Origin of the sequence: Haemophilus sp. HN_Hi16, assembly GCF_049823435.1 — a bacterium.
GTDB classification, from domain to species: Bacteria; Pseudomonadota; Gammaproteobacteria; order Enterobacterales; family Pasteurellaceae; genus Haemophilus; species Haemophilus influenzae_D.
Map to the genome: position 1 here is coordinate 207914 of NZ_CP187500.1, position 24592 is coordinate 232505.

The 24592-nt window shown below is 38.8% G+C and carries 16 protein-coding genes and 1 pseudogene; 9 read left to right on the forward strand and 8 right to left on the reverse strand.

Features of this window, described 5'->3' with window-relative positions; translation table 11 throughout:
- A complete protein-coding gene (glpB, locus tag ACPT9C_RS01085; RefSeq protein WP_050948762.1) occupies positions 1 to 1299 on the reverse strand; it encodes a glycerol-3-phosphate dehydrogenase subunit GlpB in 1299 nt (432 codons plus the stop codon).
- Positions 1289 to 2980, reverse strand: a complete 1692-nt coding sequence (glpA, locus tag ACPT9C_RS01090; protein ID WP_005667659.1) for an anaerobic glycerol-3-phosphate dehydrogenase subunit A — start codon at positions 2978 to 2980, stop codon at positions 1289 to 1291. The genes glpB and glpA overlap by 11 nt, the downstream gene beginning before the upstream one ends.
- Before the next feature lie 292 nt (positions 2981 to 3272).
- Here glpA and glpT point away from each other — a divergent pair, with 292 nt between their 5' ends.
- The 4 genes from glpT to glpK all read left to right on the forward strand — a co-directional run bounded on the left by glpT (position 3273) and on the right by glpK (position 8468).
- On the forward strand, positions 3273 to 4715 hold the full coding sequence (glpT, locus tag ACPT9C_RS01095) for a glycerol-3-phosphate transporter (RefSeq protein WP_038440425.1): 1443 nt from the start codon (positions 3273 to 3275) through the stop codon (positions 4713 to 4715).
- Between the two features lie 103 nt (positions 4716 to 4818).
- On the forward strand, positions 4819 to 5913 hold the full coding sequence (glpQ, locus tag ACPT9C_RS01100) for a glycerophosphodiester phosphodiesterase (RefSeq protein WP_038440423.1): 1095 nt from the start codon (positions 4819 to 4821) through the stop codon (positions 5911 to 5913).
- Positions 5914 to 6141: 228 nt separating this feature from the next.
- Entirely contained in the window at positions 6142 to 6936 is a 795-nt protein-coding gene (locus tag ACPT9C_RS01105; RefSeq protein ID WP_038440421.1) for an MIP/aquaporin family protein, read from the forward strand.
- 20 nt (positions 6937 to 6956) lie between these two features.
- Positions 6957 to 8468, forward strand: a complete 1512-nt coding sequence (glpK, locus tag ACPT9C_RS01110) for a glycerol kinase GlpK (RefSeq protein WP_050948763.1) — start codon at positions 6957 to 6959, stop codon at positions 8466 to 8468.
- Between the two features lie 83 nt (positions 8469 to 8551).
- Here the strand turns inward: glpK and gpt are convergent, their stop codons facing one another.
- Positions 8552 to 9019: a xanthine phosphoribosyltransferase gene (gene gpt / locus ACPT9C_RS01115; protein WP_005632242.1), complete on the reverse strand. Its 468-nt coding sequence runs from the start codon at positions 9017 to 9019 to the stop codon at positions 8552 to 8554.
- A 21-nt stretch (positions 9020 to 9040) separates the two neighbouring features.
- Between gpt and ACPT9C_RS01120 the strand changes: the two are divergent.
- From ACPT9C_RS01120 to ACPT9C_RS01130, 3 genes and pseudogenes are all read left to right on the forward strand, one after another.
- Positions 9041 to 9178, forward strand: a pseudogene (locus tag ACPT9C_RS01120) (glycerophosphodiester phosphodiesterase family protein); the annotation flags it as partial.
- Positions 9179 to 9303: 125 nt separating this feature from the next.
- Positions 9304 to 10128, forward strand: coding sequence for a lipoprotein e(P4) (hel, locus tag ACPT9C_RS01125; RefSeq protein WP_011272171.1), 825 nt, complete (start codon positions 9304 to 9306; stop codon positions 10126 to 10128).
- 177 nt (positions 10129 to 10305) lie between these two features.
- Positions 10306 to 10989: an rRNA large subunit pseudouridine synthase E gene (locus ACPT9C_RS01130; protein ID WP_048942484.1), complete on the forward strand. Its 684-nt coding sequence runs from the start codon at positions 10306 to 10308 to the stop codon at positions 10987 to 10989.
- A 63-nt stretch (positions 10990 to 11052) separates the two neighbouring features.
- On the opposite strand, the gene ppx is transcribed toward ACPT9C_RS01130, so the two are convergent.
- From ppx to slyD, 4 genes are all read right to left on the reverse strand, one after another.
- Positions 11053 to 12582 (reverse strand): exopolyphosphatase, encoded by a 1530-nt coding sequence (ppx, locus tag ACPT9C_RS01135; RefSeq protein ID WP_050948764.1) that lies wholly within the window; start codon positions 12580 to 12582, stop codon positions 11053 to 11055.
- A gap of 7 nt (positions 12583 to 12589) precedes the next feature.
- A complete protein-coding gene (locus ACPT9C_RS01140) occupies positions 12590 to 16486 on the reverse strand; it encodes an autotransporter assembly complex protein TamB (protein WP_118879797.1) in 3897 nt (1298 codons plus the stop codon).
- Positions 16487 to 16495: 9 nt separating this feature from the next.
- Complete coding sequence (locus tag ACPT9C_RS01145) at positions 16496 to 18232, reverse strand: autotransporter assembly complex protein TamA (protein ID WP_050948766.1); 1737 nt, start codon at positions 18230 to 18232, stop codon at positions 16496 to 16498.
- Positions 18233 to 18379: 147 nt separating this feature from the next.
- Positions 18380 to 18940, reverse strand: a complete 561-nt coding sequence (gene slyD, locus ACPT9C_RS01150; protein ID WP_050948767.1) for a peptidylprolyl isomerase — start codon at positions 18938 to 18940, stop codon at positions 18380 to 18382.
- A gap of 228 nt (positions 18941 to 19168) precedes the next feature.
- Here slyD and ACPT9C_RS01155 point away from each other — a divergent pair, with 228 nt between their 5' ends.
- Positions 19169 to 21085 carry a site-specific DNA-methyltransferase gene (locus ACPT9C_RS01155; RefSeq protein WP_050948768.1) on the forward strand — a complete coding sequence of 639 codons (1917 nt, stop codon included), beginning with the start codon at positions 19169 to 19171 and terminating at the stop codon, positions 21083 to 21085.
- Position 21086: 1 nt separating this feature from the next.
- Complete coding sequence (locus ACPT9C_RS01160; RefSeq protein ID WP_050948769.1) at positions 21087 to 24062, forward strand: type III restriction-modification system endonuclease; 2976 nt, start codon at positions 21087 to 21089, stop codon at positions 24060 to 24062.
- Between the two features lie 66 nt (positions 24063 to 24128).
- On the opposite strand, the gene rraB is transcribed toward ACPT9C_RS01160, so the two are convergent.
- Positions 24129 to 24548: a ribonuclease E inhibitor RraB gene (gene rraB, locus ACPT9C_RS01165; RefSeq protein WP_050948770.1), complete on the reverse strand. Its 420-nt coding sequence runs from the start codon at positions 24546 to 24548 to the stop codon at positions 24129 to 24131.
- Between the last annotated feature and the right edge of the window lie 44 nt (positions 24549 to 24592).

Genomic DNA, 24592 nt, shown 5'->3' on the forward strand with positions numbered 1-24592 from the left:
TTATTTCGCTAAGATTTCATCTGCCACTGCCAAGGCAGTTACAACTGCGACACCCGAACCACAACCAAGCTCAAGGGCATTAAAACCACCAATCACATTACCGACGGCATATAAATTCGTTAAAAATTGACCGCACTTTTGCACTTGGCATTGAGCATTAATTGCTACGCCTGCTGATTGATAAGGTTGTGGATGTGCAAAGCGATGAACAGTCCAAGTGAAACGATCTTTCTGGTTGAAACCTTCAACACCGATAATATCGGATTCAAAAACAGGTTCATAAATTTTATCAAATTCGGAAATAAGCCCTTTACTGAAGAAACTTCCTGAAGCTAGTACGAAATTATCTGCAGTAATTTCTTCATCTTCGAGTAAACGAGTATTGATACAACGTACTTTATTTCCTTCAAATGTTGCATTCAATGCACTGTCGCCATTAATCATTAAACCACCAAGGGATTCAAATTTATGGCGTAATTGAATACGTTGGCGCATACCGAGCAATGATGGTGGCAGCGTTGGTAATTCAAATAATGCAAGTTTAGTTGCATCACGAAGTGCGGTCATAAATTCTTGGTTTTCTAAACCAAAGCAAGCAGGTAAAAATACCGCTTCTGCACCTTGCGATGATTCTATGATTTCTTTCACTAAATCTTTAAAAGCGAGTTTGTGTTCTAGAAGTTGAGAGATATTCACACTACGGAATTCTCGGGCATTTTTACGAAGCTCGTCTAATTGTGGAATATTCAAGAAACCACTTGTTACTTCACAATATTCAAATTGTGGATTTAACACCAAATTTGCCGCTAAAAGTTGAGGTTGAAAATCGTGATAACCTTCAATACCAAGCACCGCAATACGTTTATGCGGAAAAAGTTCATTGCCTTGCACAGTTGGCACGCTATTTGGCGAAAGCCACGCACCGCGTAAACTGCCTAAGCCTGTTACACGCCAATGGTTCTTTTCCGTAGAACCAATTAAATCAAGATGTAATTCATTGGCTAAACGTTCAAAATCTTGTGCTTTAGCAAGCACTTTCTCAGCACCCAATAAACTATAAGGGTGGGCAGGTAATTCATTACGAAGTGCGGTGATATTTTCTTTTAAATTTTCTACCGCGCGACTTTCCCCATATGTCGTTGATGGCATACGGCTTAATAAATCTAAAGAGCCAGATGCAAAATCAATGGCTGCTTGACCGTTGTTGATAATCACGCAACGTTTACCGCATTGTTGAAGGGCGATGCCACAGGTTAAACCCGCCAAACCACCGCCAATAATGGCTACATCAAAATTCATTGCTATCCGTCCCTTGTTGTGCTTGTTCATCAAGCGGTTTCACATCATTTAAACCTAATACGCTACCATACATCCAAGAAGTAAATTCGGCTTCGCGAATAGCTTCCCCCCAAGCAATTGGTTCAATACCACGCCAGCGTTCTTCCATAAAAGCAGAAAGTTGAGTGGTTGATTGACGTGGTGTTGCCACTTCAAAACGATTCATTAGTCCTGCAGCACGACAAGCACAGAGTTCAGCTTGACAAGTTCCCATTCCAACTCGGGAGCGACGACGTAAATCGACGAGATTATTTACATCCAGTTCATCAACAGCGTAACGAACTTCCCCCGCTGTTACCGCTTCACATTCGCAAACCATTGAACGATCTAAACGTTCTTTTTCAAGCAAACGAGTAGCCCGTGAACCGTGACGATATACGGCAGAATAACGAATAGTACTTGGTAATGAAATAACTTTTTGATTAGTTTCTTGGCGGCTTTCAGTCGAACCTGGTAGAGCCTGTTCAGCAGTAACACAACGAGCCGTTTTATTGAGTTTTTTACAAACAAGGTCAGTCGCCCATTCAGCCATTAAACGATAAGTCATTAACTTACCGCCAGTGATTGTAATAAAGCCATCTAAGCCATCACGCTCTGCGTGGTCAAGTAGTACAATACCACGGCTCACATTTCGACCTGATGGATCATCATCACTCGCAACTAATGGTCGCACCCCAGCATAAGCACGTAATACGCGAGTATGACGTAAGCTCGGTGCAAGTTTTTCTCCCTCACGGAAAAGAATATCCACTTCCTCTGGCGTTACTTCCATATTATCAATTTGATCATAAGGAATGCGGCTAGATGTTGTTCCTATAACACAAATTGTATCGCCAGGTACGAGAATATCCGCATCAGCAGGTTTACGGCAGCGGTTAATCACAAGTTTATTAATGCGATGGCCCATTACGAGCAATGCGCCTTTTGCAGGGAACATTTTAATTTTGAGATCGGCATATTCCGCAATCCCTTGTCCCCAAATACCACTAGCATTTACAACAAGCGGTGCAAAAAATTGGCGTTCTCTGCGATTTTTGTGATCGTACACATTTACGCCAATCACTTTTCCACCTTCACGAATCAAATTTTTTACTTCGCAATAAGTGAACATTTTTGCACCGTTTTCTGTCGCATCCATCATATTAGAGGCGGTTAAACGGAATGGGTCAATAGAACCATCTGGCACAACAACAGCGCCCACTAAATCAGGGTTTACTGAAGGTTCCATAATTTTAGCTAGTTCAGGATCAATGGCTTGCGCATCAATTCCAGATTTTGCACAGCTCTCAAGGAAGGTTTTTTGATAGTCGAGCGAATCTTCAGGCAAAGTGATAAATAAGCCTTCCGTTTCATCTACGCAATGACGTGCAATTTTGCGCAAAATGCGGTTTTCTTTAATACATTCTTCAGCAGATTCTTGGTCGTTCACGGCGTAACGCGCACCACTGTGTAATAATCCGTGGTTACGTCCTGTGGCGCCTGTCGCAATATCTCGACGTTCCAATAAAATACAATCAATGCCACGAAGTGCGCAATCGCGCGCAATACCTGCTCCTGTTGCGCCACCACCGATAATGATCACATCAGTGCTAAGTGACGAAAGATCTCCAACATCTTTATAGATACTAGGCGATAATCCCATTGTTTACCCCCGATTCCCAAAATGTAATAAAAAATAATATAAAAAGTGTAATCATTGTAGAGAAGTGCGGCAAAATTAACAACATTTTGAGCGTAAAAGAAAACTATTTTGTGATATTGATCACAATAATTTTCGCATTCGCTCAAGCGGTGTAAAAATTTTGTGAAACACTTCAAATTTTTGATTTTTTTTACTTTCTTATTTTTTATTTTCTTTTATGATTCACAAACCCCTTACTGTTTCAAAAGGGGAAATTTAGATGACACATAATTAAAAAGTTGGAGAAAAAATTATGTTTGGACCATTCAAACCCGCTCCGCATATTGCGGAACTTCCAGCGGAAAAAATTGATTCCACGTATAAACGCTTACGTTGGCAAGTGTTTGCAGGGATCTTCTTCGGTTATGCTGCATATTATTTTGTGCGTGCAAACTTTGACTTAGCACAACCAGGTTTAATTCAAGCTGGCTTGTACTCAAAAGCGGAACTAGGTGTTATCGGATCAGCGGCTGGTCTTGCTTACGGTTTATCAAAATTCGTTATGGCAGGTATGTCTGACCGTTCTAACCCTCGTGTATTCTTACCGTTTGGTTTATTGCTCTCTGGTTTATGTATGACCTTAATGGGTCTATTCCCATGGGCAACTTCAGGCATTGCCATTATGTGGGTAATGATCTTCTTAAATGGTTGGTTCCAAGGTATGGGTTGGCCTCCATGTGGTCGTACTATGGTGCATTGGTGGTCTAAATCTGAACGCGGTACTATCGTGTCAATTTGGAATACTGCGCACAATATCGGTGGTATGGTGCCGGGTGCGATGGTGCTATTAGCAAGTGCAATTTTCTTCAGCACTCACGGTATTGAAGCGCAGGCGAAAGATGTTTGGCAACAATCATTATACTTCCCAGGCATTGCTGCAATGATCTGTGCAATTCCTGTGTATTTCGTGATGCGTGATACGCCACAATCTTGTGGTTTACCATCAATCGAAAAATGGCGTAATGATTACCCAGATGACTATAACGAAAAAACTTATGAAAACGATTTAACTGCAAAAGAAATCTTTGTCACTTATGTATTAAAAAACAAATTGTTATGGTACATCGCACTGGCTAACGTATTTGTATATTTAATTCGCTATGGCGTATTAAAATGGTCTCCGGTTTACTTAAGTGAAGTAAAACACTTCAACATCAAAGGTACTGCATGGGCATACACAATCTATGAATTAGCAGCGGTTCCAGGTACGTTATTATGTGGTTGGGTATCAGATAAAGTATTCAAAGGTAAACGTGGTTTAACTGGTTTCATCTTCATGATCTTAACCACTGCAGCAGTTGTTGCATACTGGATGAATCCTGCGACACCAGAAGCTGAATTAGCGAACTACAGCACATGGTATCAAAACCCATACCAATTAACTGACTTCGTATTAATGACTTTAATCGGTTTCTTAATCTATGGTCCTGTAATGTTAATCGGTTTACATGCGCTTGAGTTAGCACCGAAAAAAGCAGCAGGTACTGCAGCAGGTTTCACCGGTTTATTCGGTTACTTAGGTGGTACAGTTTCTGCATCAGCAGTTATCGGTTGGGCTGCTCAACATTATGGATGGGACGGTGGTTTCTTCGTCATGATCGGCGGTGGTGTATTAGCAGTGTTATTACTCTTAATCGTAATGGTTGAAGAAGGAAAACACAAAGCGAAATTAGGCGATACTTACGGTACTAAATAATTAGCTTAAAAAAGGCGGTGGGCAAATTGCTTAGTCGCCTTTTTTGTAACTAAAATCTAAAAACCTCATAAAAATTTACCGCACTCTCAAGGAGAAAATACTTATGAAACTTAAAACTTTAGCACTTTCTTTATTAGCAACTGGCGTACTTGCAGGTTGTAGCAGCCATTCATCAAGCATGGCAAATACCCAAATGAAATCTGACAAAATCATCATTGCTCACCGTGGTGCTAGCGGTTATTTACCAGAGCATACGTTAGAATCTAAAGCACTTGCGTTTGCACAGCACGCTGATTACTTAGAGCAAGATTTAGCAATGACTAAAGATGGTCGTTTAGTGGTTATTCACGATCACTTTTTAGATGGCTTGACTGATGTTGCGAAAAAATTCCCACATCGTCACCGTAAAGATGGTCGTTACTATGTTATCGACTTTACCTTAAAAGAAATTCAAAGTTTAGAAATGACAGAAAACTTTGAAACCAAAGATGGCAAACAAGCACAAGTTTATCCTAATCGTTTCCCCCTTTGGCAATCCCATTTCCGTATTCACACCTTTGAAGATGAAATTGAATTTATTCAAGGTTTAGAAAAATCGACGGGCAAAAAAGTAGGGATTTATCCAGAAATCAAAGCACCTTGGTTCCACCATCAAAATGGTAAAGATATTGCTGCTGAAACGCTCAAAGTGTTAAAAAAATATGGCTATGATAAGAAAACCGATATGGTTTACTTACAAACTTTCGATTTTAATGAATTAAAACGTATCAAAACGGAATTACTTCCACAAATGGGAATGGATTTGAAATTAGTTCAATTAATTGCTTATACAGATTGGAAAGAAACACAAGAAAAAGACCCAAAGGGTTATTGGGTAAACTATAATTACGATTGGATGTTTAAACCTGGTGCAATGGCAGAAGTGGTTAAATATGCCGATGGTGTTGGCCCAGGTTGGTATATGTTAGTTAATAAAGAAGAATCCAAACCTGATAATATTGTGTACACTCCGTTGGTAAAAGAACTTGCACAATATAATGTGGAAGTGCATCCTTACACCGTGCGTAAAGATGCACTACCTGCGTTTTTCACAGACGTAAATCAAATGTATGATGCCTTATTGAATAAATCAGGGGCAACAGGTGTATTTACTGATTTCCCAGATACTGGCGTGGAATTCTTAAAAGGAATAAAATAATTTCTATTATAACCGTAGGTAAACATACCCACGGTTAACTAGGTTTCTATATCGTAGAAACTAAAAATCTACTCTAACAGAGTAACATCATAATCAATCTAGGTGTTCTAACCTAGAATTCAAATAAGGAGGCTATTTCAAAACACTCCGTATTCTTTTTTAATAAATTCTTCCCCTTTACTTAGGGAAAACACTCTTCATTTCAACCGCACTTCTAAGGAGTGATCTATGGATAAATCATTAAAAGCGAACTGTATTGGCGAGTTTTTAGGTACAGCCTTATTGATTTTCTTTGGTGTGGGCTGCGTTGCAGCACTAAAAGTAGCAGGCGCTAGTTTTGGCTTGTGGGAAATCAGCATTATGTGGGGGATGGGCGTTGCACTTGCAGTATATGCAACAGCGGGTTTATCTGGCGCACATTTAAACCCTGCAGTAACCATTGCCCTTTGGAAATTTGCTTGCTTTGATGGCAAAAAAGTAATTCCTTACATCATTTCACAAATACTCGGCGCATTCTTTGCTGCCGCATTAGTTTATGCCTTATACCGCAATGTTTTTATCGATTATGAAACAGCCCACAATATTGTTCGTGGTACACAAGAAAGTTTAAGCCTTGCGGGTACATTCTCCACTTATCCTCATCCAAGTTTAAGCATTGGTGGCGCCTTTGCTGTGGAATTCGTGATTACTGCAATTCTTATGGCATTAATTATGGCATTAACTGACGATGGAAACGGAGTACCTCGTGGTCCACTTGCCCCATTATTAATCGGTATCTTGATAGCCGTTATTGGTGGTGCTATGGGACCACTAACTGGTTTTGCCATGAATCCAGCACGTGACTTCGGACCAAAATTCTTTGCTTATCTCGCTGGCTGGGGCGAACTCGCTTTAACTGGCGGACGCGAAGTCCCTTATTTTATCGTTCCAATGGTTGCACCTGTTTTAGGCGCATTAGCTGGTGCATGGTTATACAAAAAAGCAATTGGCGGCAATTTACCTTGTAATTGCGGCTGCGAATAATTATTTGAAGGAGTAATACTATGACAGACAAAAAATACATCATTGCATTAGACCAAGGCACAACAAGCTCTCGCGCAGTATTATTAGATCATAATGCGAATGTGGTTGAAATTGCACAACGTGAATTTACCCAAATCTACCCTCGAGCTGGTTGGGTAGAACATAACCCAATGGAAATTTGGGCAACTCAAAGCTCAACCTTAAACGAAGTCGTTGCAAAATCGGGCATTACATCTGATGAAATCGCTGCTATCGGTATCACCAACCAACGTGAAACCACCATTGTATGGGAAAAATCAACGGGTACACCTGTTTACAACGCTATCGTTTGGCAATGCCGCCGTACTGCAGAAATTACCGATAAATTAAAAGCCGATGGCCATGAAGAATATATTCGTAATACCACAGGCTTAGTGGTTGACCCTTACTTCTCTGGTACAAAAGTAAAATGGATTTTGGATAACGTTGAAGGAGCACGAGAAAAAGCTGAACGAGGCGAATTATTATTTGGTACCGTTGATACTTGGCTTGTATGGAAATTGACTCAAGGCCGAGTGCACGTAACCGATTATACCAACGCATCTCGTACCATGTTATTTAACATCCATACTAAACAATGGGATGACAAGATGCTTGAAATCTTGAATATTCCTCGTTCAATGTTACCTGAAGTACGTAATTCTTCTGAAATTTACGGCCAAACCAATATCGGTGGTAAAGGTGGTGTGCGTATTCCTGTTGCAGGGATTGCTGGTGACCAACAAGCCGCTCTTTACGGACATCTTTGCGTACATGCAGGCCAAGCCAAAAACACTTACGGCACAGGTTGCTTTATGTTACTCCACACGGGTAACAAAGCTATTACATCCAAAAATGGACTACTCACAACCATTGCTTGTAATGCAAAAGGCGAACCAGAATATGCCTTAGAAGGTTCAGTATTTATCGCAGGTGCATCAATCCAATGGCTCCGTGATGAACTCAAAATTGTTCACGATAGTTTTGACTCTGAATACTTTGCACAAAAAGTGACTGATAGTAATGGCGTATATGTTGTTCCAGCTTTCACAGGCTTAGGTGCACCATATTGGGATCCATATGCGCGCGGTGCGATTTTTGGTCTTTCTCGCGGTGCAAACTGTAATCATATTGTTCGAGCAACCTTACAATCTATTGCTTACCAAACCCGTGATGTCTTAGAGGCTATGCAATCAGATTCGGGTGAACGATTACAATATCTCCGTGTAGATGGTGGTGCGACAAACAATAACTTCTTAATGCAATTCCAAGCTGACATTTTAGATGTAAATGTAGAGCGCCCAGTTGTGAAAGAAGTGACCGCTCTAGGTGCAGCTTATCTTGCTGGTTTAGCAACAGGCTTCTGGAAAGATTTAGACGAGCTTCGCGATAAAGCCCGTGTAGAACGCACTTTCAGCCCAGACAGCGACAATGAAAAACGTGAACGTCGCTACAAAGGCTGGAAAAAAGCAGTTAAACGCTCATTAGAATGGGCAAAAGAAGATGAAGAATAATTTATAAATTAATTCTCATACAAAAAGAGCGGTCAAAACTTCTTTTATTTTGACCGCTCTTTTATTCTGTATCTGTATAAAAATTATTTTCTAGAGAGAGGTGGAACAAAGGTTAAACCTAAATCCCAAGGTTGCTCAATCCAAGTATTTTGTGGAATATCAATTACGTAATCATCCACTAATTCCGCACCTGCAGGTTTTGCAAATACAGTGACAAATTTTGCATTAGGGTACATTTGACGAATCGCACGCGCAGTATTACCCGTATCAACTAAATCATCTACCACGATAAATCCTTCGCCACCATTTGGCACTTGGGCTGCATGAAGAACTTGTAGTTCTCCCTGGTTGTTATGATCGTGATAACTTGCGATACAAACGGTTTCAATATGACGAAGACCCAATTCACGAGCCAATACAGCCGCTGGAAATAAACCACCGCGACTCACCGCAATAATACCTTTCCATTGAGAAGCTGGAAGTAAACGTTCTGATAATTTTCGGGCATGCATTTGAAACATATCCCAAGTTACCACATATTTTTCGCTCATAATTGCACCTTAGTTTAAATTTTGCGTAAAGATGCACTACCCGCGTTTTTCACAGACGTAAATCAAATGTATGATGCCTTATTGAATAAATCAGGGGTAACAGGTGTATTTACTGATTTCCCAGATACTTGCGTGGAATTCTTAAAAGGAATAAAATAATTTCTATTATAACCGTAGGTAAGTTTACTTACGGTTATTAATGCCGTCTATGATGAAATTATCTTTTCAATTGAAAAGTGTTTTTCAGAAAGACTTACTATATCCTTAATGAATAGGAACATAATATGAAAACAACGTTAAAAATGACCGCACTTACGGCTCTTTCTGCTCTTGTCTTAGCTGGCTGTGGTGCACACCAAATGAAATCAGAAGAACAAGCAAATATGCAATTACAACAACAAGCTGTTCTTGGCTTAAACTGGATGCAAGATTCTGGCGAATATAAAGCATTAGCTTATCAAGCGTACAATGCGGCAAAAGTTGCATTTGATCACGCAAAAGTGGCAAAAGGTAAGAAAAAAGCGGTTGTGGCTGATTTAGATGAAACTATGTTAGACAACAGCCCTTATGCTGGCTGGCAAGTTCAAAATAACAAACCATTCGATGGTAAAGATTGGACTCGTTGGGTAGACGCACGTCAATCTCGTGCCGTTCCGGGTGCGGTAGAATTTAATAATTATGTAAACAGCCACAAAGGTAAAGTGTTCTACGTAACAAACCGCAAAGACAGCTCTGAAAAAGCAGGCACTATTGATGATATGAAACGCTTAGGTTTCAATGGCGTGGAAGAATCTGCATTTTATTTGAAAAAAGACAAATCAGCTAAAGCGGCTCGTTTTGCAGAAATTGAAAAACAAGGCTATGAAATCGTACTTTATGTAGGCGATAACTTAGATGACTTCGGTAATACCGTATATGGCAAATTAAACGCTGACCGCCGTGCATTCGTTGATCAAAACCAAGGCAAATTTGGTAAAACTTTCATCATGTTACCTAACGCAAACTACGGTGGCTGGGAAGGCGGTTTAGCTGAAGGGTATTTCAAAAAAGATACACAAGGCCAAATCAAAGCTCGTTTAGATGCAGTACAAGCTTGGGATGGTAAATAATTTTCCATTAAAAAGATCGATTTAAATATTGATTCTAAAAATTTAGTTTGGGGGCTAAGCTCAGTTTTTACTGGCTTAGCCTTTTTAGTTTTTCAGGTTCACTCAAGTAATCATCATTACTACAGGCTGAAGTTTTGTTATGATGTTACAAATCTTTCAAAATAGAAATCTAATTCAATGAAGAAAAATTTTTCGGCAGGAAAATTGCCGTCTAAAGGAAAAAGTGCGGTTAATTTTCACCGCACTTTTAAGCCAAAATCAAAACCTAAAACGCTGTCATTGGATGAAACCAAAGCTGTGTTATTCAATAAACCTTTTGATGTACTCACGCAATTTACCGACGAACAAGGGCGCGCCACTTTAAAAGATTTTATCTCAATTCCAAATGTTTATGCTGCAGGTCGATTAGATAGAGACAGTGAAGGGTTACTGATTTTAACCAATAATGGCGAATTACAACATCGTTTGGCAGATCCAAAATTTAAAACAGAAAAAACCTATTGGGTGCAAGTGGAAGGTATCCCTGAAGAAACCGATTTAGCACAACTCAGAAAGGGTGTAGAACTCAAAGATGGTATGACTAAACAGGCTCAAGTGCGGTTAATTTCAGAGCCAGATTTATGGGAACGCAATCCACCTATCCGAGAACGGAAAAATATTCCCACAAGCTGGTTAGAAATTAAGATTAGTGAAGGGCGCAACCGCCAAGTGCGGAGAATGACTGCGCATATTGGTTTCCCCACTTTACGATTAGTGAGAGTAAGTCAGGGCTCATTATCTATTGATGGATTAGCAAACGGTTCATTTAGATTATTATCATTGGATGAAATAAAAGCATTATTTCAGACCGTCAAATTATAAAAATAGGGCAAGTATTTTGCTTGCCCTAAATTTTTCGCTCAAAAACATTGAGCAGAAAGATAATTAATAAAAAACTAAACTGCTTTCAAACTCTTTCAGAAGATTACTTTCAGCTCGCAATTCATTCCAAATTAACGGGTTACGGTCTAAGTATCCGCTTTCAAAATTCAATGTCCAATCATTCAAAGTGCGGTGCATTTCAAGGGTGAAATTTTTTGCTGTTTCTGTTGCTTGACGGGATTTATTGAAAATAACCGCAAGACGAAGCAATCGCATTAAAGCCATCACATCTTGCTCGCTATAACGTGCAAATTTAAAAAATTCAGCAGGTTTAATCGTGCCAATATGCCAACGTACTAACGCGGTAAGCAAACGTTGCTGTTCACGATCAAAACCTGGTAATTCCATATTTTGTAAAATGTAAGCAGAATGTTTTTGTAAACCTTTGTGATTAATCACAATGCCTACTTCATGCAAGCGCGCTGCCCAAAGCAGGATTTCGCGCATTTCTTCAATAAATTCTGTCGATTGCCAATTTTGATATTGCGTGCTGAGTAAATTTGCACTATCCGCAACGCGATGAGCTTGGGCTTGGTCAATATTGAATTGTTCACTTAATCCCCAAGCTGTGCGCGCTCGAATATCTGCTACTTGAAAGTTTTTCTCTAGGCTATAAATGACGCCTTCACGCAATGCACCGTCAGAATAGCGCATTTGTTGAATATGAAAGACTTCAAATACCGCACTTAAAATCGCTAAACCCGGTACAAAAACATCTATGCGGTCTTGGTTTAAACCGTTAATATTTAGCTCAGTAAAATGCTTCGCTTGTAGCGTTTGCTCAATTAAAGCATTTAATCGCTCGGCTGTAATGGTTCCATTTGGATCAAGATTAGTCGAAATGACTTGCGCTACAGTTTTAATCGTCCCCGATGAACCTAGCACAGATTGCCAACCTAATTTGCGATATTCAAAGCCTAAATCTTCGATTTTATTGACCGCACTTTGACGCGCGCGTTGAAAGTTTTCTGGGGAAATGACGCCATCGGTAAAAAATTGAGTCGCAAAACTCACACATCCCATGTGGCGGCTTTCAGCCATAAGCGGCGTGAAATCATCGCCGATGATCATTTCTGTCGAACCACCACCAATATCCACAACGAGCTTACGGCCTTTTTCTGGTTGAGTATGGCATACGCCTGCGTAGATGGTTTTAGCTTCCGTTTGCCCACTAATAATATCAATGGGATAGGGGAAAACTTTGGCTGCTTGACGTAAAAATTCATCATTATTGATGGCTCTGCGTAAGGTATAAGTGCCAACTACATTGACATTTTCAACGGAAAAACCTTGTAAACGTTCAGCAAATAAGGCTAAGCAATTCACGCCACGCGTGATAGCCTCTTGATTAAGCACAGCATTTTCGTCTAAACCTTCCGCGAGTTTAACTTTTTGTTTTAAGCGCGAAAGCACTTGGATTGAGCCGTTTACAATGCGTGCAACAATCATATGAAAGCTGTTTGAGCCAAGATCAATCGCAGCAATTTCACGTACATTGCCACGATGCTTGGGTTCTAAAATAGCGTCATTCATAACATTCCTAAAATTCAAATTTATAAAGCAAATCAAACACTTGGTTTGTGCTAGAAACGGATTGAAAATAAAGCTGTGGCATTAGGCGATAACGTAAGGTGACTTCTGCTAAACCATCAAATAAACCTACGCCATATTTTATTTGTAAGCGATTGGTAATATTTCCACTTACTGTAACCTTAGATTTATCGCCCACGCCAGATGTACCAAGGTTTAAGTCTTGAATACCAAAAACTTCGCCAATACTGCCCACTAATTTACCGCTCTTTGAAATGCCTAAACCAATCAATGCTGCGCCAATCGAACCACTGGAGCCAGCTTCACCGCTACTTTCTAACGAACGACCTGTTAATAAATAAGAAAGTGCTTGATCTTGTGGTTTGCTTGGTTCACTGAAAATAGTGACTTCTGGGCTATCGGCTATGCCAATCACTCTCACTCCAGCAGTAATTTTGCTGTCTTCCATTGTTTCAGGATTACGAATAGCCTCAATATTCAACGTAGGTTGTGCCGCTTGCCCAGAAAAACTAATAAGCCCTTTACGAATGAGTAAATCTTGTCCGAAAGAAGCATAGCGACCTTTGGTTAAATTGATTTGCCCGAATAAACCTAAATTGCCTTTGTCTTGTTTCACAGAAAGTAAACCATCAAGATTGGTTTTTAAGCCATAGGCATCAAGGCTGACGTCTTTACCAATATTGATGCGTAAATCAGAGCGAATATCCATTCCTGATTTCGTTTTTGCGGCAAATTCACGTTTAATCAGTTCTTCTTTGCTCTTGTGCGGGCCGTTTAAAATCACTTCATCTTCGCTGACTGGCTCAGCAGTATCTGGCAGACTGTCAATTTTAATACGCGCCCAAGGAATATCCACTGTTCCGCTTAAATTCAATTCCTTAGGATTGGCTTTTATCGTGATATCTGGACTGAAACGTAGCTTCGCCATAGATGGAATATCCACGTTGAAATTATTTGCTTGTGCATTCAATTCTGTCGTCCAATGTTCAATATTCGCCCAGTTTGCACGTCCAGTTAAGTTTAAGTGACTATCTACTGTTTCGATTTTCCCTTGCAATGTTGAACGGTTACCATTGAAACGTAGGGCAATATCGCCATCAGTAATATTTACTGGCATAGATTTCAATTTGGTACGAATATTACGAATATTGAAGTCACCATTTAATAATGGTTTCTCTAAATTCCCGCCGAAACTCAACTTCGAGACTACCTTACCATTCACTGATTCACCGCTAGTAAGTAGCTGATTTGCGATCGACAAGTTTAATCGTTCTATCGCAAGGGTTCCGCCAAGTTGGCGAGTTTTAACAAAATCATTTAAACGAATATCGCCTACAATTCTGCCTTGATTATGCAAATTGATGTCTGTTTTTAAAACCAAATTATTATTTTGAATGTCGGCATTAAGGGTTAATTTTGGAATATCTAATTTAAACGTGCGGTAATCCAATTTTTGAGAGAAAGCTAAATGATTGCCATCTACTTTTGTGCTAAATTGGAATGGTTTATCCGTAAACCAAGCCACATTACCTTGCACTTGCAAGTTTCCTTTGAGGCTATCTTGTTCGATAAGTTTATTCACTAAATCCAAATTAACACGTTTGAATTGGAAAGGAATATTGCCTTGCTTGCCTGCATTGAATGCTTGTGGGAAACATAATTCTATATCTGTGTTTTGCCAGCAATGTGCGGCAATATTGGCTTGTGTTTGTTTGTTATCGTAAAACACCGCAATCGCTTGGTTAGATTTTACATCGCCAATCGGGGTTTCAAATTTTGCTTGTGAAAGTGTGCCTTTCCACTGTTCCAAAGTGCGGTCAAAATGTCCATTAATTTGTAAATTTGCAGCAACTGGCTCGCCTTGAGATTTTAGGATTAGTTTGTGATTTTGTTCATCGCCTGATAAATCAAGATCAAGTAAATGAAGTTTAATATTTTCGCCATAATGAAGTTGTTCTGATTTAATATTCAATTTTCCACTCGAGAGTGGGGTATTGTTTATATGACCTTTTATACTTGCTTTGGCTAACTGAAAACCTTGTAAATGTAAATTGGATGAAGTTAAATCAATATCAAGATTAGGTGTCGTAATTTGACCAGAAATCGATACACGACCATCCACTCGCCCTTTTAAATCTGACCATAAACCACGTAAATTTGGCGCATCTATATCTAGCACAAAATCAGAATGATCATCTAATACGCCACTGGCTTTAAGATAATTTTCGCCATATCTAATCTGTAAATCAGGCACGGTTAGAAGTACCTTTTGATTGAGCGTTGCAGAACCTTTTAAACTGATAGGTTTTGCAGAAAGCGTTCCGTTTAAATCGGCTACTGGCACTTCCACTTGCCAACCTTGAGAGTCCGCAAAACCGCGAGAATGTAATTTACCCGATAATATTGCAGGCATAACTGGAACAAAAAAACCAATATTCATTTTTTCTAAATCGGCTTGAATATCCCAGTTTGCACCATTTTTCCAATTCGCATTACCCGCAAATTCACTTTTACCATCTAACGAAACTATCCCCAATTTATTTACGGTGACTTCATAAAGTTTGCCGTCGGCATTAAGTTCTACTTGAGATGCGGGAATATAATTCATTCCTGCTACATTGCCCTTAAGTTCAGCGTGATAATTTAGTAAATCCCCCGTGAGTTTAAGCGTCACATCATTAATTTTGAGTGGTACCATTGTGTTTACAAAAGCGTATTGTCCTTTTGCTACATTTAATGTGAGGTTTAAGGGCATTTTGTCTTGTGCTAATTGCACGTCGCCATTCAGTTCAGCATCTACTACACCTTTTGTTTTCAAAGAAAGTGCGGTGGATTTTTTCAATGATCCCGAAAGTGTAAGATCCACATCACTCGCTGGCAGAATTTCTTTTCCAGCGGATTTCAACGGCTCCAAATGGGATTTTAAAGTTAAATCTAATGGCATATCGCCATCAAGTTGTAATTTACCTTGTGAATAAAGATTACCCAACGAACTTTCAACCGATAATTTTTGTAATTGCAGTTGGTTATCGACGGTATCCGCCTGTACAATTAAACTAGATATTTCAACAGATTGAAGCGTTTCGTCTTTTTCATTCACTGCTTGATACTGCCAGTTTTTGCCTGAAATTTCAGGAATATGTAAATCAAAAGGAAGAATGATTTCTGATACATTACCTAAAAAAGCAGGCGTTAAAGATTGCTCAATCGCAGCCCAATCTACAGGTTTATTCGGTTGTTTGGCTTTCAGCTCAGGTTTAACTTCAGGCAATTTTTTTGCAACCACTGAAATATCGTTAATTTCAGTCGGCGCAATAGTTAAGCCTTTTTCATTATTTAAACGTACCGCACTTTTAAAATTTCCAAACGTAATATTAGTCTGATCAACATTTACGGATAAATCTTGCACCAGTAAATTTTCTGCATTGATACTAATTGGCAAGGAAATACGCTTCATCGGGCTAGACTTGGGATTATCAGGCGTTGATGGCGGTAGCAATGCGGTATTAATCGCAATTGTCGGTTTATTTAGAGTAAAGTCTCGTAAACAAACTTCACGTGAAAGCAAACAACCAAAATCGAGCTGTAAACGTGCTTGTGCAATATGTGTCTCAATCCCAGCGGTTTGATAACGAACATTCTTTAACACCAAGCCATTTTGTAATCCGCCTTCAATTTGCTCAACGGAAAAACTATCGAGCATTTTGTCGGCTAGTTGAATTAAACTTTTTTGTCCCGCATCGAAAGAAATCACCCCAGCAACACCTAAAACAGGTATAAAAATGACCGCACTTCCAATACAAATAACTTTGCGTACCCAGTGTTTTTTATTTGCTTGTTTTGGTGCTTTTGGTGAAGTATCTGATGGTTGTAGTTGTTTTGTCATAAATTCACCTTAAATTTCTGTACCAAGTCCAATGTAAAATTGAATATTTTTGCTGTTATCTTTATCGCGAATGGGTGTGGCAATATCAAATTTAATCGCACCCACTGGCGATGCCCAACGCACACCAACGCCTGCGCCATAACGCAGCTCTTTTGCTGTGTAATCATTAGCGGCTAATCCACTATCTGCAAAAGTTGCCGCCCACCAATTTGGATAAACTTGATATTGATATTCTAAAGAACCTGTAAGCAAACGTGAGCCACCCACCAATTTCCCATTTTTATTTTTAGGCGCAATTTTTTTATAGCCGTAACCGCGCACACTGCGATCGCCACCAGCAAAGAAACGCAGTGTAGGCGGAATTTTTTCAATATCTTTTGTATGTAAATACCCGATTTCAGCACGAGCAACAATACGATGATTTTCTGCATAAGTACGAATCCACGCACTAGATGCTTGCACTTTTATAAAAGAAGATTCTGATAGCCAAATTCGTTTGCTTAAATCAAAAGTAATTTTTTGCACATCGCCCCAAGTGGCAAAGGAACCACCACGTAATCGAGTACGAGTAAATCCAACAGTTGGATAAAGAAGTAAGGTTTTATCAGTGATATCCGCTTGTGTAAAACTATCGTATCTTGCTCGAAGTCCGCCAAAATATTGCCAACCACGCGCATTATTCCAATAACGTAACGCTGACAACGTAAGCGCTCTCGTATTGGTATCGTTCTCTTTTTCCCCTTCCCAACCGACGGCAAAATCATAGTAATAATTTAATGGATTTTTCAGCAATGGTATTCGATAAGTGGCTTCTAACGTTTGTTTCGGTGCGGAGAGATAAAGATTTGAACGCAAACTATGTCCACGGCTATTAATCCAAGGTTTTGTCCAGCCTATTTGTCCGTGAACTCCGCCATCAGTGTCAAAGCCCACACCCAGTTCCATCGCATTTTTTTTACGTGGATAAAGAATGATTTCTATATCTACCGTTTTACTTTTATGATTGATATTAGGTTGAACTAAAACTGAATTAAACCAATTTGAAGATGAAAAATTGCTGGTTAAATCCGACAAATTATTCATTAAATATGGATCGCCAGATTTTATGTTAAGAATATTATTGAGATAATCGTCGCGGATTTGTGAATGGCTAAAAGTAATATTGCCATAATGATAACGAACGCCGCTATCAAATAACATTCGCCACCACGCTTGATGGGTTTCTGGGCTGATTTCTAAACGTGAAATTTTAAATTCCCCATCAAAATAGCCTCGATTTAATGCTAAACGTGAAATCGCTGTTTTGTAATCATCGTAAGTTTGGTGTTCAACCAAAACGCCTTCTTTCGGTAAGTTTTTACGTAACGCATTAAAATTTTCATCTTGAGCGGCTTCCCCCTCAATTTGCACATCAGTGCCTGCAATTTTTGTTGGCTCGCCTGGTGTAACGTGCGCAATCAACAAATCGCGTTTGCCTTGACGCTGTTTTCGTTCGAAACGCACGGAAGATTCATAATAACCAAACACACGCAAACCACGATCCACGGCTTGAGTGACTAAATGCTGATAGCGTTCAGAGCCATCCATTTCTTCTTTATTGATCAAATTAACATTCAGATCCGTATTACGAACAGCACGGAAACCACGGATACCTTGAACTTCAATATCAACGGTTTGTTCAGCAAAGGCAGGAAAGCAATTTAATGCTAAAAAAAGTGCGGTAAGTTTTAGCAGTGTTTTATTCATTTTAGGACTAAACGTTTTGAGTGTATTGCCCTATAGTCTACCGAGAAGTTCGACAGGATCCAAGATTTTCAACAGATTTTGTCTGGTTTTAATAAAGAAATACCGCACTTCATTGCTAAAGTGCGGTAAATTTTTGGGCTGTTTTAATTAGTGACCGCCACAACCACAGCTGCCGTGATTATGTTCGTGATGATGACCGCCACAGCCACAACCGTGACCTTCTTCGTCATCATCGTGGGTGTGCGCACCGTGAACGTGACCGTGTGCGATTTCTTCTAACGTTGCTTCACGGGTTGCGACAACCTCAACCGTGAAATGTAATTCTTGACCGGCTAACATGTGATTTCCATCAACCACAACTTCATCGCCATCGATTTCAGTAATCACTACTGGAACTGGGCCAATGTCAGTATCCGCTAAGAAACGCATACCCACTTCAAGTTCATCAACACCTTGGAATACATCTTTTGGTACACGTTGAACCATATTTTCGCTGTATGCACCATAACCTTCTTCAGGTTGAACGCGTACTTCAAATTTGTCGCCTACTTCTTTACCTTCAAGCGCTTTTTCAAGACCGATCACTAAATTATTATGGCCCTGTAAATATTCTAGTGGTTGATTCGCTGGAGCTTCATCTACCAATACGCCATCTTGTGTGCGAACTTGGTAAGCAATGCTCACCACTACATTTTTTGCTACTTTCATTATGTTTTCCTTATAAAAATCGGTTAAAAAAGCCGTATCATTGTAACGAAAATTATTCCTCGCGCAATGCTAAAATTTAATAGCCTTTCATTATTTAACTTTAACAAATTTTAAATTAATGTGGCTTTGTTTTTAAATTTAGGCTGTGTTATCAAGGTCAACACTTGCAAAGCTAGCCTGTTATACGGCAAAATCAAATAATTATATTAACAAGCAAGCAGAAAAATTATGGCCGAAATCACCAAAGAAACTTTGTTTTCATCAAACACCCAAGCTGAAAACGAACAGCTAAGCATATTAAAACGCCATTTCCCAAATTGTTTTGATAAACAAGGCGCATTTTTGCCTGAAAAAATGGCGGAAACGTTGCAATCAAACGGCATTAAAACAGAAAAAGAAAGCTACAGCCTCAATTGGCTGGGCAAATCCTATGCCAAAATTTTAAAAGACAGGCAGCCTGAAACGCTTTTAGCGGAAGATATTGAACACAACCAAAAACCGGAAAATCAAAATAGCGAAAATATCTTAATTCAAGGCGATAATTTGGAAGTGTTAAAACATCTGAAACACGCTTATAAAAATCAGATCAAGATGATTTACATCGATCCGCCGTACAACACAGGTTCAGACGGTTTTGTTTATCAAGATGACAGAAAATTTACGCCGCAGCAGTTGGTTGATTTGGGGATGGATTTGGAAAAAGCCAAGCGTGTGCTGGAATTTACTGCTAAAAAATCCAATTCACACAGTGCGTGGCTGACGTTTATGTATCCGCGTTTGTATATTGCGCGTGAATTGTTGCGCGATGACGGCGTGATTTTTATTTCTATTGATGATAATGAACAAGCACAATTAAAACTACTTTGTGATGAAGTGTTTGGGGAAGAGAATTTTATAAAAGACCTAATTATTAATACATCTGAAGGTGGTGGTAACGCAAAATATGTAGTTAATGGTCATGAAACCGTTCTTGTATATGCTAAGAATATTGATAATTTTGATAATTTAAAACGACCTAAAGATATTCGTGGTAAAAAAATTGTTATAAATGATGAATTATATTGGATTCAAGAAGATGCTATTCGAGAGCAATTTGGTAAATATGGTAATTTACATTACGAAGATATCGAAGAAATCAAAGGTATTGAATTTAAGAAAAAAATTGATGATGGAATCGCTAATAATGAATATGTCTTAGTTCCAAAAACTTATGGCAAAACCGTGATTGGAAAATTAAGAAAAATATCAGATGATTTTTCAAAATTCCATAGTATTTTAAATATTGGAAATATTAATAAACATTTGACTGCTGATGGTATTCGTGAATTGGAAGAGTTATTTGATGTGGCTAAAGGACTATCTCCCTTTAGAACACCCAAGCCATTAGATTTATTGAAAAGACTAGTCCTTTCATTAACTTTTAAAGGAAATCAGAACGATATAATTCTAGATTTTTTTGCAGGTTCTGGCACAACCGCTCATGCTTTGATGCAACTTAATGCCGAAGATAAGGGTAATCGTAAATTTATTTGCGTACAATTAACTGAAAATTTAGACGAAACATTAGAAAACGTAACACAGGAAGCCAAAAAGAATATTCAAATTGCAATAGATTGGTTGAATGAACACAATAAACCACACAGTTTATTTGAAATAACCAAAGCGAGAATAGAATTAGCTGCAAAGAAAATCCAAACTGAAAACCCTGATTACACAGGCGATTTAGGTTTTAAAATTTTCAAAACCGAACCGCACTTTCAGACGGCATTGAATACTGATTTTGACCCACAAATTGATTTCTTGCCGAAAAACAACTTAACCGATGAACAACTCCACCAGCTTTTAACCACTTGGCGAGTGTTTGACGGTTGTAGGCTGACTGAAAAAGTGCAAAACATTGATTTAGTAGGTTATACCGCTTATTACTGCCGTCAGCATTTATATTTATTGGCAAGCGGTTTTACATCAGAGAACGTGAAAGCCTTGATTGAACGCTTGGATAACGATAAGGATTTTGTGCCTGAACGCATTGTGTTATTTGGCGAAAATATAGATAGCGTGATGCAAAAAGAATTGGCACAAGCAGTGAAAACCTATGCCAATAAAAAAGGCTTGAACAATTTAAGCGTATTGGCGAGGTATTAAAATGGCAGGTTTTACTTACGAAAAAAATTTGCCCCATCAAGAGCGAGCGATTGAATCCGTTTTGGCAGTGTTTGACCGTGTGCATTTAAATAAAAATGTGCAAACAGATGAAAATCCCTTAATTGAATTTGCAGGCAACCTAAAAACGGATAATTTGCAAAAAATCCAACAAGCCAATAATGTGGGCGATATAGCGTTATCTCATAGCAATGTGCTTGATATTTCAATGGAAACGGGGACAGGCAAAACTTATACCTACACAAAAACGATGTTTGAGCTCAATCGTGTGCTGGGCGTGTTTAAATTTATCGTGGTTGTACCCACTCTTCCCATTAAAGCAGGAACGAAAAACTTTTTGCAAAGCGCGTCGCTTGCAGAACATTTTCGCAAGGATTTTGCAGGGCAATATGGCGAAACAGAAATTGAATTGTATGTGGTAGAAAGCCAAAAAAACAAAGCAAAAAAAGCCTTTATGCCCTCTGAAATTGTGCGTTTTGTGGGGACGGAAGATAAGCAGAAAATCCACGTCTTATTGATTAATGCAGGTATGATTAATTCCGACACAATGGCGGGAAAAGATAGGGGCAATGACGGCAGCCGCTTGATTAAAGATAAGTTTTCTGTGCCCTTTGAGGCCTTGGCTTCAACTAATCCCTTTGTGATTATTGATGAACCGCATAAGTTTGATAAAAATGGCGTTACTTGGCAAAACATACAAAAATTTAATGCTCAATTTATCTTGCGATATGGGGCAACATTCCCTAGTGTTGAAGTAAATAAAAAAGATGAAAACGGCAAAAATGTTAAAAATGAACAAGGAAAAGTTGTTAAATTAACCATACAAAAATATGAAAACTTACTTTATCGATTAAGTGCGATTGATGCGTTTAATGATGATTTAGTAAAAGGCATTCGTGCGTTTACTGAACAAATTGACGGCGATAATGGCGAGCGGATTAAACTGATTGATTTAGACGGCAAAGAAGCGACGTTTATTTTAGATAAACAAGAATTTAAGTTAAGTAAAGGCGAAAATTTAAACCGTATTCATCAAGCCATTAGCGATTTGTTTGTGTCTGAAATGAATAAAAGCGTGCTGGTGTTGAGCAATGGTATTGAGTTGAAAAAAGGCGATACCATCAATCCGTATTCATACAGCGATACTGTGCGGGATAAAATGATGCGACAAGCAATTAGAGAGCATTTTGTCTTGGAAAAAGAATTGCTTACGAGAAATGGCGGACGGATTAAACCGCTCACATTATTTTTTATTGATGATATTGCAGGCTATCGTGATGAGAAAAATCAACTTTCAGGCAGCCTAAAAACCGTTTTTGAGCAAATGGTAAAAGTGGAATTAGAACATCGTTTGCAAACAGAAAATGATGAATTTCTACGCCAATATTGGCAAACGGCATTAAACGATATTGCCAAAACTCACGGCGGTTATTTTTCGCAGGATAACAGCGATAAAGACGACAAAATCGAGCAAGAAGTAAATGAAATTTTGCACGATAAAGAAACCTTGTTATCGCTTGCTAATCCACGTCGTTTTGTGTTTTCCAAATGGACGTTGCGAGAGGGTTGGGACAATCCTAATGTGTTTCAAATTTGCAAATTGCGTTCTAGCGGCTCTGAAACGAGCAAATTGCAGGAAGTTGGTCGTGGCTTACGTTTGCCTGTAAATGAATATATGGCAAGGGTGAAAGATCACGCCTTTTTCTTGAATTATTTTGTGGATAATAGCGAAACGGATTTTGTTAAAAAATTAACTGATGAAGTGAATAGTGCGGTGGTAAAACCGATTGTTTTTACGGCTTTAACTGATGAATTAATTAAGAAAATTCAGACGGCTTATCCTGATCTCAGTAAGAAACAGATTCGCAATCAATTAGCAGATTTAACCGATGACGATGATGTCTTTTTGGAAAATGGCTTTGCTGAAACGAAAAAATTATTCCCAAAAGCCTTTGAAAGTTCAGGCAGCCTGAAAGATGGAAAAATCAAACGTTCAGGTGAAAAAGCTGAAAAAGTCAAAATGCGTATCGCTAAATATGATGAATTAAAATCCTTATGGGAAACGATTAACCAAAAAGCCTTGTTACAATACAAAATTAAAGATGAAGATGAATTTTTGAGTTTGTTTATCCGTTATCTGAAAGAAAATGCGGATAAATTTACGGCAACTGGCATACGCACCGTACAAAATAAAATTCGTGTGGATAATGGTTTATTGTCTGCCACTGAAACAAGAAGCCTGAATGATGAAGTTTTTGAACCGATTAATACGCTGAATTATCGTGAGTTTTTATTGAAATTATCGCAAACGGCTTTGATTCAAATGCAGACTTTGCACAAGGCATTTTTTGCGATTCGTGATGTGTTGGAAATTTCAAACTTCCTGAATGAACGCACGATTCACACAATAAAAGCAGGGTTTGACCGCTGGTTATTACTCAATTCCTTTAATGCGTTTGAAGTAGGATTTAGCCGTGTGAGAGGCAGTGTTCACCCAACCAAATTTACGGATAATCAAGGTAAGGCGTTGCCAGAAGTGAATGCTTCGGATTTAGGCACACAGTTTGATTCGGGTAGTCCATTGGCTGAATTTTTATTTGAAAGTGTGTTTTTTGATAGTGAATTGGAACACGCAAACATTACGAAAAATCAAGTAAAAGAAGTGATTGTGTTTACCAAAATTCCCAAAAATTCCATCAAAATCCCAGTGGCAGGCGGCGGCACATACTCGCCCGATTTTGCTTATATTATAAAAACAAGCTCGGGCGACACGTTGAATTTGATTGTAGAAAGCAAAAATGTACCAGATGATCAATCTTTACGTTCGGAAGAACAGCAAAAAATTAAACACGCAGAAAAATTGTTTAATCTCGTTGCATCGGATACGAAAATTGTGTTCAAAACCCAATTTGAGAAAGATGAAATTGTGAATGTGATAAAAAATGCACAGCAACAATGATGAGTAGTTTGTTTTTCTCATACCTAAAAAATAACCGCACTTATTAAGTGCGGTTAAAAAGAATGATTAATGCACACGAGTCTCTTCTTCATCATCATCAAAAAATTCCCCATCATCGCCGTATTCATCGTCATCGGCATTTGGGTCTTCAAAATAAGTTCCCCAACCGTCATAAATGCCTTTATGTTTTTCTAATAACGGAAGGATTTCTTTTTGTTGAGCATCAATAATTTCCGCTTTTAATTCTACTTCACTGATAATGTCAAAGCAGAAAATTGGTCTGCCATCATCATCTTTAAATTCTTCTGCTTCGGACACTTCATAACCAGCTTTAAACGCATCTACGGCGATTTTTTCTAACAAATCAAAATCATGGTGCGCGATGTGATGCTCAATAATATAAAGGGCATTTGGATCACTACCATCATTCAGTAAATCTTCGATAATTTCACGGGTTTCTGCTTGTAACTCTGCCAATTTTGACATAATAAAATCCTTCAACAAGAACAAAAGTGCGGTTATTTTAGTGG